Here is a 13,491-nt window from a genome sequence, read left to right on the forward strand (position 1 = left end):
TTCAATTTGTATATTTAATAATCATTTGTTATATTTGCCACTTGAAAAATTTGTCTATGACTCTTGTAATTGTCGTCATATTGTTGTTAGCTTATATTCTTATAGCAACAGAGAGTGTAACTAACGTAAATAAAGCTGCTGTCGCAATTTTTGCGGGAACAGTAGGATGGGTGCTTTACATTTGTTATGGTTCAGATTTTGTGATGAGTCAGCATCCGTCTGAATACCTAAATTTTTTGGATGGTATGTCGGCAAATAGTATCGCTGTTAAAAAGTATATAGCTTCAAATATTTTTTTGAAGTATGTAGGTAGAGCATCAGAAGTAGTATTATTTTTACTTTCTACAATGACAATTGTGGAGATTTTGAATAATAATGGTTGTTTTGATTTTATCTCTCAATTATTAAAGACTAGAAGTAGTAAACGTATGTTGTGGACATTATCCGTAGTTACGTTTTTGCTATCTGCTAATTTGGATAACCTTACTACTACAGTTATGATGCTCACGATCATGCATAAGATTATACCTAATCGTCGCCAGCGAATGGTTTATGGTTCGGCTATAGTTTTAGCTGCTAACAGTGGTGGTATTTTGACAGTTATTGGTAGTCCTGCTGGGCTTGTAATGTGGAATATAGGGGCTGTTACACCTACTGATTATTCCTTATCATTACTTTTGCCCTGCTTGATAGCCTGGTTATTACCAACGTTTTGGTTGGCTTATAGCTTACCAAATCATGTAGAAACAGAATGGAATGTTTTACCTTTTAGAGGCAATGATACGAATCTGAATGTGTGGCAACGATTGCTTATGCTTTTCGTTGGGATCGGAGGTCTTTGGTTTATACCGACTTTTCATAATATTACAAAGTTAAGCCCATTTTTAGGTGCATTATGTGTAGTATCTATTCTGTGGATTGTAAATGAAATCTTTAATAGGAAGTTATTTAATGCTGATCAGATGCTTCAAAGTCGTGTCTCTGGAATTTTGCAATATGGAGTCATTCAAATGATTCTATTTGTTATGGGAATGATGTTGGCACTTGGAGTCGTAAAAGAAACTGGTGCATTTGATGTGTTGGCAAATCTTTTAAATACTAATATAAGGAATGTATGGATAATAGGTTTGATTTCTGGACTTATTAGTACATTCTTAGATAATTTTGCTTTGGCGATGAATATGTTTTCAATATATGACGTACAGTCGCAAAGTAATATTTATTGGAAGGTAATAGCTTATTCAACAGCAATCGGTGGAAATGTACTGACAATCGGATCGATGAGCGGTTTAGCTCTTGCTAGGATGGAACGTATGCATGTAGGATGGTTTTTCAGAAATGTTGGCTATAAGGCCGCAGTTGGTTTTATCTTAGGTCTATGTGCAATGTATTTTATAGGTTAAAGAATAATTATAAACATTTTGAATAAATACTTGTAAGGTATTAACAGTTATGGCAAAAATTAAAACTATAGGCATTTTGACGTCTGGAGGTGATGCTCCAGGTATGAATGCAGCTATTCGTGCAGTCACTCGTGCTGGAATCTATAACGGTTTCAAGGTAAAGGGTGTTTATCATGGTTATGATGGCTTGATTAATGATGAAATTAAACCTTTTACGACTGAAAGTGTAAGTGGTATTATCGCTCATGGTGGAACTATTCTTAAAACAGCTCGTTCAAAGCAGTTTACCACTCCAGAAGGTCGTGCTAAGGCTTATGAAAATATTAAGAAGGAAGGAATTGACGCCTTGGTTGTTATAGGCGGTAATGGTTCCTTGACAGGTGCAATGAAGTTGGCAGCAGAACATGATATTTGTTGTATCGGTCTTCCTGGTACTATTGATAATGACCTTTATGGTACTGATTCTACTATTGGATATGATACTACGCTAAATACAATTCAGTCTTGTGTAGATCGTATTCGAGATACAGCTCAGAGTCATGAGCGTATTTTCTTTATAGAAGTTATGGGACGTGATGCTGGTTTCTTAGCACAAAACAGTGCAATCGCTACTGGTGCAGAAGCTGCAATTATTCCTGAAGATAGCACGGATGTTGACCAGCTAACCCAGTTCATGCAGCGTGGTTTCCGCAAGTCAAAGAAAAGTAGTATTGTTATCGTTTCTGAAAGTCCTAAGTGTGGTGCTATGTATTATGCCGATCGTGTACATAAGGAATTTCCAGATTACGATGTTCGTGTTTCAATTTTGGGTCACTTACAGCGTGGCGGTAGTCCTTCAGCGCATGATCGTATTTTGGCAAGTCGTACAGGAGTAGGTGCAATTGAGGCTATTATGCAAGGACAGCGTAATGTGATGGTTGGTATACGTAATAATGATATAGTATATGTACCATTCTCTGAGGCTATTCGTAGTGATAAACCATTTGATAAGAAACTAATTCAAGTACTTGATGAGTTAAGTATTTAAGTTTTAGTTTTTTTCTAAGAATATAAAAAAAGCGGCTCTGAAAAGAGTCGCTTTTTTATTAAAAAGGTATTAAAAAGTGGCTTTTTTACGAATAAATTGTTGTATTAATTTGTAACTTACAATTTTTTGCAGTAAATTTGCCTTTGGCTACATAATAAAAAAGCCCTTGTAAAAGACTAATGAATATTGATTTAATTTGAAAAAAAATATATTTTAATAGTAAAGCTTATGTCACAAATTAATGGGCACATCTCTCAGATTATTGGTCCAGTTATCGATGTCTATTTCGATACAAAAGGCGAAGAACCAGAGAAGGTGCTTCCTAAGATTAATGAGGCTCTAAAGGTAAAAGGACCTACTGGGCAATATTTGGTCATGGAGGTAAAGCAGCATATTGGCGAAGATACTGTGCGCTGTGTTGCTATGGATAACACCGATGGCTTACAGAGAGGATTGGAAGTTATCTCGACAGGTGCACCTATTGTTATGCCTGCAGGTGAGCAGATTAAGGGTCGTATGCTGAATGTAATTGGACAGCCTATTGATGGAATGAGTAACCTGAATATGGAGGGCTCTTATCCTATTCATCGTGAGGCTCCTAAGTTTGAAGATCTTTCTACTCATAAGGAAATGCTCGCTACTGGTATAAAAGTTATCGATCTTCTAGAACCTTATATGAAAGGTGGTAAAATCGGACTTTTTGGTGGTGCTGGTGTAGGAAAGACCGTTCTTATTATGGAGCTTATCAATAATATTGCTAAGGGACATAATGGTTATTCTGTATTTGCCGGAGTAGGAGAGCGTACCCGTGAAGGTAACGACCTTATTCGTGATATGATTGAATCTGGTGTAATCAAGTATGGTGAAAAGTTCCGCAAAGCTATGGATGAAGGTAAGTGGGATTTGTCACTTGTTGATCCAGAAGAACTTAAAAAGTCACAGGCAACACTAGTTTATGGTCAGATGAATGAACCACCTGGGGCACGTTCTGCTGTAGCTCTTTCAGGACTTACCGTAGCAGAAGAATTCCGTGATCATGGTGGTGCAAATGGTGAAGCTTCAGATATTATGTTCTTTATCGATAATATTTTCCGCTTTACTCAGGCCGGTTCTGAGGTTTCTGCTCTTTTGGGACGTATGCCTTCTGCGGTAGGTTATCAGCCTACTTTGGCCTCAGAAATGGGTCAAATGCAGGAACGTATTACTTCAACAAAAAATGGTTCTATTACTTCAGTGCAAGCAGTTTATGTGCCAGCTGATGACTTGACAGACCCTGCTCCAGCAACTACTTTTACTCACTTGGATGCAACAACAGTGCTTAGTCGTAAGATTGCTGAGCTTGGTATTTATCCTGCTGTTGATCCATTGGCTAGTACTTCTCGTATTTTGGACCCACTTATTGTTGGTAAGGAGCATTATGAGTGTGCTCAGCGCGTTAAAGAGTTACTTCAGCACTATAATGAGCTTCAAGATATCATTGCAATCTTGGGTATGGATGAACTTTCTGATGAGGATAAGCTTACGGTAGCACGAGCTCGTCGCGTACAGCGTTTCCTTTCTCAGCCATTTGCTGTAGCAGAACAGTTTACAGGTACGCCTGGTGTTATGGTTAGTATTGAAGATACTATTAAGGGCTTTAATGCTATTATGGATGGTGAGGTTGATGATCTTCCAGAACAGGCTTTCTTGAATGTTGGTACAATTGAGGATGCTAAGGAGAAAGGTAAGAAACTTTTGGCTGCAGCCAATGCTTAAGTTAAGAGTATAGTACTTATTTCTTTTTACCTAAAATGATTGTATCTATGTTGAAACTCAAAATTGTTTCTACCGAAAAAGTTGTATTCACGGGAGATGTAGAAAGTGTTACGGTTCCTGGTACTCTCGGTGAATTCGAGATATTAGTTAATCATGCCCCTATTATTTCAAGTCTTGAAAAAGGCCGAGTGAAGTATAAAACGCAAGAAGGAGAACAATGTTTAGAAGTATTGGGAGGCTTTGTTGAAGTGAAACGAAACGAGGTGTCTCTCTGTGTAGAAGTATAATATGGAAAGAAGTGAAAGAATCAAGCGAATCGTTCATCGTTATCGTCTGTTGTCTATATGGATGGTGTGTGGAATGGCTCTAGCCGGTTTCTTTTTTGTATCGGTAGGTGATCTAAAAGATCATGTTTATAGTGTCGCTTTCTGTAGCTTATACCAATTGGTGATTAATAGTGTTTCTATATGTGCTTGGCGATATGTCGCGGTTCATTCGCCTAATGTGATGAACCGTTATTACATGGCATGTGGTTCAATAAGAATGCTATTGGCATTAATGGTAGTTTTGGCAGGTATGTTTGTCCTTTATGAGAGGCAGGATATGATGCTTGGTTTTGTGATTACTTTCGCTTTATTCTATATATGTTCGCTTATATTTGAAACAACGTTCTTCTCTATTGTGGAGAAGCAGAAACAAAAAAGAAAAGATTAAGATATGAGACATCTAAAGAGGTATTTCTTCATAGTTATCTTCTTTTTTGCAGCAATGTCAAGTTTTGCTGTGCAAAAAGATATTGATATGAAAGAGATATTATGGGGACATATCAAAGATTCGTATGAGTGGCATGTAACGAATTTGGGTGAAACACCTGTCGTTATCCATTTGCCTGTGATAGTTAAAAGTTCTACAGGATGGCATGTCTTTTGTAGTAGTCAGTTTGAAGAAAATCCTGATTCAGAGGGCAATCGTCGTGGACCTTATGGGCTTTATATCAAGGGTAGTGAAGACGAGACATATCCGAATAAAATAGTAGAAAAAGTTGGTAATACAGAAGTTCGTCCATTGGATATTTCCATAACGAAGACCACTTGTGTGTTATTCATCGATGCATTTATTTTGTTACTTTGTATACTCATCCCAGCACGTTGGTGCCGAAATCATAAAGTAGATGATCCTGCTCCAAGAGGTTTTGTTGGATTGATGCATATGTTTGTTATGTCGGTGTATGATGATGTGATTAAGGCTGTTATGGGTAAGGAGGCTGATAAGTATGCACCTTATTTGTTGACATGTTTTTTCTTTATCTTCATAGCTAATATAATGGGTATAGTACCATTTCCCCCAGGAGGTGGTAACTTGACAGGAAATATTGCTTGTACTTGTTTTTTGGGTGTAGCAACTTTCTTGGTTACGAATCTCACGGGTACGAAGGAATATTGGAAAGAAATTTTTTGGCCAGATGTTCCTGCTTGGTTAAAAGTTCCTGTACCTTTGATGCCAGTAATAGAGCTTTTTGGTATATTTACAAAGCCATTAGCTCTTGTTATTCGATTATTCGCCAATATGATGGCAGGTCATGCTATAGCATTAGCTTTTGCGGGTATGATTTTCATCATGTTTCATTTAACGACAGACGATGTAGTCAATAATTTAGCAGGTTCGGGTATGTCCATAATATCAGTGGCATTAAGTGTATTCATGATGTTACTTGAAATTTTGGTAAGTTATATCCAAGCTCTTGTATTTACCATGTTATCAGCGGTGTTTATCTCGTTGGCACATGTAAAAGAACATGAATAATATCATTAAGTAATAAATAATAATTAAAAAGTTATAGTTATGTTAACAGCATTATTATTAGCAGCGGAAGTTGCAAAAATGGGTGGCGCAATTGGCGCAGGTCTTGCAGTAATCGGTGCAGGTATCGGTATTGGTAAAATTGGTGGTCAGGCTATGGATGCCATGGCTCGTCAACCAGAGAAAATGGGTGATCTTCGTTCATCTATGATCATTGCGGCTGCTCTTGTAGAGGGTGTTGCCTTCTTGGCGGTGATTGTAGCCCTTTTGGCCGTTGTAATGAAATAAAGAGTATTCACATTATCAAATAACTTAAACCAGCGCGAATGGATTTATTAATGCCTGAAAGCGGCTTGCTTTTTTGGATGACCATCGTCTTCATCATCGTCTTCCTAGTCTTGCTTAAGTGGGGTTTTCCTTCTATAATCAAGATGGTGAATGACCGTAAGGCTTTTATCGATGATTCACTACGTAAGGCGCATGAAGCAAATGAGAAGCTTGCCAACATTCAGAAAGAAGGTGAATCCATACTGCAAGAAGCTCGTGAGAAACAGGCTGCTATTCTTAAAGAAGCAGCTGAAACTCGTGATGCTATCGTAGAGAATGCACAGGATAAAGCTCGTGAAGAAGGTGCTCGCATCGTAAACGAAGCAAAAATACAAATTGAAACTGAGAAGCAAAATGCGATTCGTGATATACGTTCACAGGTTGCAGAACTTAGTATTCTTGTTGCAGAAAAGGTTCTTAAGCAGAATCTCTCTACTGATGCCAAGCAGATGGAATTAATCGACAGACTGCTGGATGAAGTTTCTTCTGATAATAAGAAAATATAAGTAGGCTTATGGATTTAGGTGTAATATCGGTAAGATATGCCCGGGCTCTCCTTAAGAGTGCTACAGAGCTGAAGAATGCGGATTTGGTATATCAAAATATGGTATCTCTTTCAGATTGCTATATTAATGTGCCTAGTCTTCGTTCTACGATAGATAACCCTATGCTCCAACGTTCTAAAAAATTACATTTGCTCACAACTGCTCTCGGTCAAAGCCCTCAGCAGTTGAGCGTACGCTTTTTGGAACTCGTTTTAAAAGAGGATAGGGAAAGCGCCCTGCAATTCATGGCTAATTCGTATATCACTCTTTATAGACAACAGAAGAATATCACCCGCGGTAAACTGACTACTGCCGTTGCTGTATCAGATGCTGTAGAGCAGAAGATGAAACAGATGGTAGAGGCAAAAACTCAGGGAACAGTAGAGTTCACTACCGAGGTGGATCCCTCTATTATTGGTGGGTTTGTCCTCGAGTATGATACCTATCGAATGGATGCTAGTGTTAAAACTAAACTTAATCGCATCCTTAGTGAATTAAAAAAATAATGAATAATGTCAGAAAAAATAAAACCAAGCGAAGTGTCTGAAGTACTCGAAAGAGAGTTGAAAGGCATCAACGAAGCTAATCAGTTTGATGAAGTAGGTACTGTACTTACTGTAGCTGATGGTGTAGCACATGTTTATGGTTTGCGCAATGTTGAGGCTTCTGAACTGCTTGAATTCGAGAATGGCACCATGGCTATTGTCATGAACCTTGAGGAAGACAACGTAGGTTGTGTGCTCATGGGGCCAACTGCTGGTATCAAAGAAGGACAGAAGGTTAAGCGTACTCATCGTATTGCTTCTATTCGCGTCAATGATAAATTTCTTGGTCGCGTTGTTAATCCTATTGGTCAGGCAATAGATGGTAAGGGCGCTATAGATCTTACTGACGCTATAGAGATGCCTTTGGATCGTAAGGCTCCAGGTGTGATTTTCCGTCAGCCTGTGAAAGAACCTCTCCAGACAGGTTTGAAGGCTGTAGACTCTATGATTCCTATTGGTCGTGGACAACGAGAACTTATTATTGGTGACCGTCAGACAGGTAAAACTGCAGTTGCAGTTGATACGATTATCAATCAGAAAAGTAACTATGAAGCAGGCAAACCTGTTTATTGTATCTATGTAGCAATTGGTCAGAAGGCATCTACTGTTGCATCTCTTGTTCAGACATTGGAAGATCATGGGGCAATGCCTTATACAATTGTTGTAAGTGCTACAGCAGCCGATCCTGCAGCTATGCAGTATTATGCTCCTTTTGCTGGTGCTGCTATTGGTGAGTATTTCCGTGATCGAGGTTATCATGCTCTTGTTGTATATGATGATCTGTCTAAGCAGGCTGTTGCCTATCGTGAAGTATCATTGATTTTGCGTCGTCCTTCTGGTCGTGAAGCTTATCCAGGTGATGTGTTCTATCTTCATAGTCGTTTGTTGGAGCGTGCAGCTCGTATCAACGATCAGCAAGAAATTGCTGAGCAAATGAATGATTTACCTGCATCATTAAAGGGTAAAGTTAAAGGAGGAGGCTCACTTACAGCGCTTCCTATTATTGAGACTCAGGCTGGTGATGTTTCTGCATATATTCCAACTAACGTAATTTCTATTACTGACGGTCAGATATATTTGGAGACTGATTTATTTAATCAAGGATTCCGTCCAGCTATCAATGTGGGTATTTCAGTATCACGTGTAGGTGGTAGTGCTCAAATCAAGAGTATGAAGAAGGTTGCAGGTACTTTGAAAATTGACCAGGCTCAGTATCGTGAATTAGAGAGCTTCTCTAAATTCTCTTCTGATATGGACCCTGTAACAGCTATGACATTGGACAGAGGACGTAAGAATAATGAGATTCTTATACAACCTCAATATTCCCCAATGCCAGTAGGAGAGCAAATTGCCATTCTTTATTGCGGAGTTCATGGTCTTATGCATGATGTTCCAGTAGAGCAAGTTCGTTCTTGTCAGGATTCATTCTTGGATAAGATGCGTACACAGCATTCAGATACATTACAGATCCTTAGTGATGGAAAGTTGTCAGAAGAGGCAACAAAAGTTATTGAGGAAACAATGGCTGATATTGCTGGACAATATAAAGCATAAAGCCTATGCCTTCATTAAAAGAGATAAAAAATCGTATAGCCAGTGTAAATAGTACTCGTAAGATTACAAGTGCTATGAAAATGGTTGCTTCTAGTAAGTTGCATCATGCTCAAATGGCGATTCAAAATATGCTTCCTTATGAAAATTTGTTGGAGCATATTTTGAAATCATTTTTGGTTTCTACTCCAAATATTGATTCTCCATTGGCGTCTTCACACAAAGAGATTAAGCGTGTAGCGATTATTGCATTTACCAGTAATAGTTCTCTTTGTGGAGGATTTAATAATAATGTGCTTAAGGAACTTCAGACAGTTGTTGATAATTATCAGGCTTCTGGTGTTGAAGATATTATGGTTTATCCTATTGGTAGGAAAGTTGAAGATTATATCAAGAAGCATAGTATTAAGTCTGGTGGTAGTTTCTTGGATTTGGCCGAAAAACCTAATGCACGTGAATGTGGAGATATTGCTCAAGAGCTAATGAATAAATTTTTAGCGGGTGAATTGGATAAAGTTGATCTTATCTATCATCATTTTAAGAGTGCTGGTTCCCAAATCTTAACGTGTAAAACGATGCTACCAATAGACCTTTCAACAGAAAGTATTGGCACAGAAAATGATCGTGATTTAACTAGTAATGTTGCTACAGCAAAGGCTCAGGAATATCTTCGCCAAAAGGATGAAGAACGTGTGGCAAAGGTTGAAGCTGTTAAACCTCTTAATGATGACTTTATTGTAGAACCAAATTTGGAGTCGGTTTTGGATAGTTTAATTCCGAAGCAATTAAATTTGATGGTTTACACAGCTCTTCTTGATAGTAATGCAAGTGAACATGCTGCACGAATGGTAGCTATGCAAACAGCAAGTGATAATGCAGATGAGTTGCTTCGTCAACTCAGCTTACAGTATAATAAGAGTCGTCAGCAAGCCATTACTAATGAATTGCTTGACATAGTAGGTGGATCAGCCAATAACTGATTTATCTGTATATGAATAATAAAATAGGAGAGCTCTCTATTGGAAGGATGAGTCTTTCCTATTTTTATTTTTATTTTTATGGAAGAAAAACAAGAAATATTAAAAGATATTATATCAGGTTTTTATTGTGGCTTCATATCAGGTATTTTAGATAAAAGAAAGCCCGCATGGAGAAATAATGAAAATGATGCGGTATTAATAAAACAGATTGCTTCTGATTATTATGAGCATTTTTCGATTTTCTTCTGTAATGTTAGTTTTCCGATTCTTCTATCAATCAATTTTGATAGTTATGAAGCTGCAATGGCAGATATGAATAAGCATCATTTTAGTAATGATACTCCAGTGAAACTTCTTTTGCGTTATGCTTGTCAGAGCAAAGAACTTTATGATGTGATGATTAAGACGTACCAGAAAGAGTTAACATCTCTGTTAGAAGGAAGATTTTTAAGCGAAATTGAAAATAAAGGTAAGTATTTTCAAAGAGCTTATTTGGAAAGCCATGAATTTGGTTTTAGAGCTGAATCTAATAAAAAGTAATGATAGTGTATTTAGCAGCTTTCTGACAGTATAGTTTTCTCTTGTTTATGTCCGACTTTAAGTGGGGTATTGTTATAATATCATGTGTAAGCCATCAGTAATACGAACATTCTGATGGCTTATATTGTTAGCTATAAGAGTATATTTCATCGATATATAACTTTTCGTCCTCGTGCTAGATGCCGATAACAAAGTAAGTTATCAGCAAACCCATAATGGAATATACCAAAGATTTTACCTTTCTTTTAAGTAGCCATGCCTATAGGCAAATAATAATTCAGATAAATCTTTAATTTGTTCCTTTATAGCGTAGCCTTTATCTGTATCTCCGACAAGCATTCTGTGACTACTCATTTCGACAATTTGAGTAGTGCTTTTAATATCTGTTCCTTTTATAATTGCTTCTTCTGCACTTGTAAAAGGTTCGTGTTGTACGAGTTGGAAACCACGACTATGATATACTAATGTGTATCCTGCTATACCTGTTTCTTGGTGATAGGCTTGGCTAAATCCACCATCAATAACCATAAGTTTACCTTCAGCTTTAATGGGATTTTCTCCATTTGCTGCGTGTACTGGCACATGGCCATTGATAATATGTCTATTCTCTCCTTGTACCTGAAAAGCATCTAATATAGAGTCGACAATATTTGGATTTTCTCTAAGAGTATAGTAACTTCCTTTTTCTTCCTTCCAAGTAGATTTGTCCTTAATAAAATACCTTTCGAAAGTCGCCATTTTAGATTTGTCAAATAGCGGACTATCTTTACCGCACCAAAGATAAAGAAAATAATCAATAGCATATCTTTTATTGATTTCATCTCTTTCATCTTGGAATGCCGTCCTGATAAGCATTCCAATTTGGTGCATGAGTTCTTTACCTTTATATTTCTTCCCAGGATATACTTCCACTTCTCGCAAGCTTCCATCTTTATTAAGTGGACAACTTGCATGAAATAATAAATTGCTATTATATATGGCATACATACAACCATGTTGAAGCAATAGCTGAATATGCCGCTGTAATTTTTCACTTTTTTTGAAGGATCTCACAAGTTTTGCCATAAGAATCTCTTCTGATTTGGTTAGTTTATATGGATTCTTTGGATCTATTGTTGGGAAATTGCAAGAACTTAATTGATATTCGTGATTATCTATTTTAATAGTTCCTTTTTCATAATCTATGCACTTAAGCATTTCACAATTCTCCATGTGCCATTGTGGATTACGATCAAAGATTTGGGCTTCTTCTTTAAATTGTAATATCGTAATAGCTTTATGCATAAGCGCTGTTAGCTGGGTCGTTTTCTTGTCCTGTTTGATTGCTCCTCCATTTAATCTTGGTTGAAATTCAATACATGGATCCTGGCCATAAGTTTCCATAGCAAATGTAGCCAATGGCACAAGATTTATGCCATATCCTTCTTCGAGAGTTGCTAAGTTATAATATCTTAGTGACAACCTAATTACATTACATATGAGAGCCTTGTTGCCAGCAGCAGCACCCATCCATGAAATATCATGGTTTCCCCATTGAATATCCCATTTTCCATATTTATCAAGTGTATCTAATATAATATGAGCTCCTGGGCCACGGTCGTATATGTCACCCAAAATGTGGAGTTGGTCTATTGCAAGTTTTTGGATAACTTGGCATATAACTATAATAAAATTATCAGCTCTACCTGTTGATATAATTGTATCTATGATAGTATCAACATAAGCGGCTTTGTTACTATCATCAGTACGTTCATGTAGAAGTTCTTCTATGATATAGCTAAATTCTGGAGGTAGACTTTTCCTTACTTTGCTTCTTGTATATTTAGAGGAAACATCCCTGCATACAGCAACCAAGCGATGAAGGGTAATCTTGTACCAATCTTTGATGTCTTTCTCTTTAGTCTTTATTAGTTGGAGTTTGTCTTCAGGATAATAAATGAGTGTGCAAAGTTCCTTCTTTTCAGCTTCTCTTAATGTGTTTCCATAAAGTTCATTTACCTTTCGCTTGATATTTCCCGAAGCATTTTTTAGAACATGCTGAAAAGCTGTATTTTCTCCATGTATATCTGCAAGAAAGTGTTCTGTTCCTTTGGGAAGGTTCAATATAGCGGAAAGGTTGATAATTTCAGAGCTTGCTTCAGCAATGGTTGGAAAACTTTTAGCTAAAAGTTTCAAATATTTTATGTCTTGTTCAACTTTGCTTTGAGTCATAGTAGATCTAAAATTTTATATATTTGTTTATCTTTTTTGATAGTTTGTTTACCTTTTGTGGAAATGGTATAAAACCTTCTGTTAATCCAGTTTTTTCCATGGTGACAGCAAATAAAGATTCTGAAAATTTTTTTAGTTTCATTTTCTCTATCTTTTCTTCCAGTTCGTCATCATTATATTCTGTATTTTTTAGCAGACAGTGTAGTTGGTCTACCATTTGAAAAGGTATATTTTGGTGTGGCATTCTATTCTTTATCAATAGTATTTGATAAATGATTTCATCGTCTGTTATCTTATGTATCTTTTCTTCTTTTTCTTGTGTAAAACTTGTGAGAATCTTATTACCACATTGCCAAATCTCGTTTGCTGTTTCAGAATTAGTTGTAACTTGAGAATACAGACAGTTAGTAACATAGATAATATTCTGGTTCCACTTGAGTTTTTTTAAATATGTGTCCTCCAGTTTTGATGTTGTTATAATACAGCCTGCCTTTTTTGCTAATAATTTTTGATAGAGTACAGATTGTATTATTCTTTTAATAAGATAATGTTCTATATTCCATCTGCTAATATGGCCCAAAGGAATAAGGATATAAGGAATACCCATTTGCCTTACTTTTCTTGCAAATATTGCATCTTGCATTCTCCATGCACCGAAGATATAAACGATATCAGTATCAGCAAGATTATCTACTATATCCATGTCTTGAGATAGATTTTCTCTCAATATGGATATTAAATCACGGTGTATGCTTTTTTTCAAAAGACTTTTTGATATATGTAGATAGACTTTCAATATGGTGCTTT

14 protein-coding genes are annotated in these 13,491 nt (G+C 36.8%); 12 read left to right on the forward strand and 2 right to left on the reverse strand.

The genetic code is table 11. The annotated features are described in order from the left end of the window. The first annotated feature begins 56 nt into the window (after window positions 1-56). The 12 genes from L6471_RS07065 to L6471_RS07120 all read left to right on the forward strand — a co-directional run bounded on the left by L6471_RS07065 (window position 57) and on the right by L6471_RS07120 (window position 10,473). Window positions 57-1,403, forward strand: coding sequence for an SLC13 family permease (locus tag L6471_RS07065; protein WP_006282236.1), 1,347 nt, complete (start codon window positions 57-59; stop codon window positions 1,401-1,403). 49 nt (window positions 1,404-1,452) lie between these two features. Next, complete coding sequence (gene pfkA / locus L6471_RS07070) at window positions 1,453-2,430, forward strand: 6-phosphofructokinase (RefSeq protein ID WP_006282235.1); 978 nt, start codon at window positions 1,453-1,455, stop codon at window positions 2,428-2,430. A 228-nt stretch (window positions 2,431-2,658) separates the two neighbouring features. Next, window positions 2,659-4,185, forward strand: a complete 1,527-nt coding sequence (atpD, locus tag L6471_RS07075; protein ID WP_006282234.1) for a F0F1 ATP synthase subunit beta — start codon at window positions 2,659-2,661, stop codon at window positions 4,183-4,185. Between the two features lie 47 nt (window positions 4,186-4,232). Continuing rightward, window positions 4,233-4,472 carry an ATP synthase F1 subunit epsilon gene (gene atpC, locus L6471_RS07080; RefSeq protein ID WP_027453393.1) on the forward strand — a complete coding sequence of 80 codons (240 nt, stop codon included), beginning with the start codon at window positions 4,233-4,235 and terminating at the stop codon, window positions 4,470-4,472. A gap of 1 nt (window position 4,473) precedes the next feature. Then, complete coding sequence (locus tag L6471_RS07085) at window positions 4,474-4,899, forward strand: hypothetical protein (protein ID WP_006282232.1); 426 nt, start codon at window positions 4,474-4,476, stop codon at window positions 4,897-4,899. Window positions 4,900-4,902: 3 nt separating this feature from the next. Then, a complete protein-coding gene (atpB, locus tag L6471_RS07090) occupies window positions 4,903-5,988 on the forward strand; it encodes a F0F1 ATP synthase subunit A (protein ID WP_006282231.1) in 1,086 nt (361 codons plus the stop codon). Between the two features lie 39 nt (window positions 5,989-6,027). Beyond that, window positions 6,028-6,273, forward strand: coding sequence for an ATP synthase F0 subunit C (gene atpE / locus L6471_RS07095; protein ID WP_006282230.1), 246 nt, complete (start codon window positions 6,028-6,030; stop codon window positions 6,271-6,273). A 38-nt stretch (window positions 6,274-6,311) separates the two neighbouring features. After that, window positions 6,312-6,818, forward strand: coding sequence for a F0F1 ATP synthase subunit B (gene atpF / locus L6471_RS07100; protein WP_006282229.1), 507 nt, complete (start codon window positions 6,312-6,314; stop codon window positions 6,816-6,818). 8 nt (window positions 6,819-6,826) lie between these two features. After that, window positions 6,827-7,363 (forward strand): F0F1 ATP synthase subunit delta, encoded by a 537-nt coding sequence (locus L6471_RS07105; protein ID WP_027453394.1) that lies wholly within the window; start codon window positions 6,827-6,829, stop codon window positions 7,361-7,363. A gap of 6 nt (window positions 7,364-7,369) precedes the next feature. Then, window positions 7,370-8,956 (forward strand): F0F1 ATP synthase subunit alpha, encoded by a 1,587-nt coding sequence (gene atpA, locus L6471_RS07110; RefSeq protein ID WP_074548407.1) that lies wholly within the window; start codon window positions 7,370-7,372, stop codon window positions 8,954-8,956. Window positions 8,957-8,961: 5 nt separating this feature from the next. After that, window positions 8,962-9,933, forward strand: a complete 972-nt coding sequence (locus tag L6471_RS07115; protein WP_006282991.1) for a F0F1 ATP synthase subunit gamma — start codon at window positions 8,962-8,964, stop codon at window positions 9,931-9,933. 78 nt (window positions 9,934-10,011) lie between these two features. Then, a complete protein-coding gene (locus L6471_RS07120; protein WP_006282990.1) occupies window positions 10,012-10,473 on the forward strand; it encodes a hypothetical protein in 462 nt (153 codons plus the stop codon). Window positions 10,474-10,707: 234 nt separating this feature from the next. Here L6471_RS07120 and L6471_RS07125 read toward each other — a convergent pair whose 3' ends face one another. Beyond that, entirely contained in the window at window positions 10,708-12,684 is a 1,977-nt protein-coding gene (locus L6471_RS07125; RefSeq protein WP_006282989.1) for a fructose-bisphosphatase class III, read from the reverse strand. Between the two features lie 7 nt (window positions 12,685-12,691). After that, window positions 12,692-13,387 carry a glycosyltransferase family protein gene (locus L6471_RS07130; RefSeq protein ID WP_173651715.1) on the reverse strand — a complete coding sequence of 232 codons (696 nt, stop codon included), beginning with the start codon at window positions 13,385-13,387 and terminating at the stop codon, window positions 12,692-12,694. Window positions 13,388-13,491 lie beyond the last annotated feature (104 nt).

The sequence above is a fragment of the Segatella bryantii genome (assembly GCF_022024215.1).
Taxonomy (GTDB): Bacteria; Bacteroidota; Bacteroidia; order Bacteroidales; family Bacteroidaceae; genus Prevotella; species Prevotella bryantii.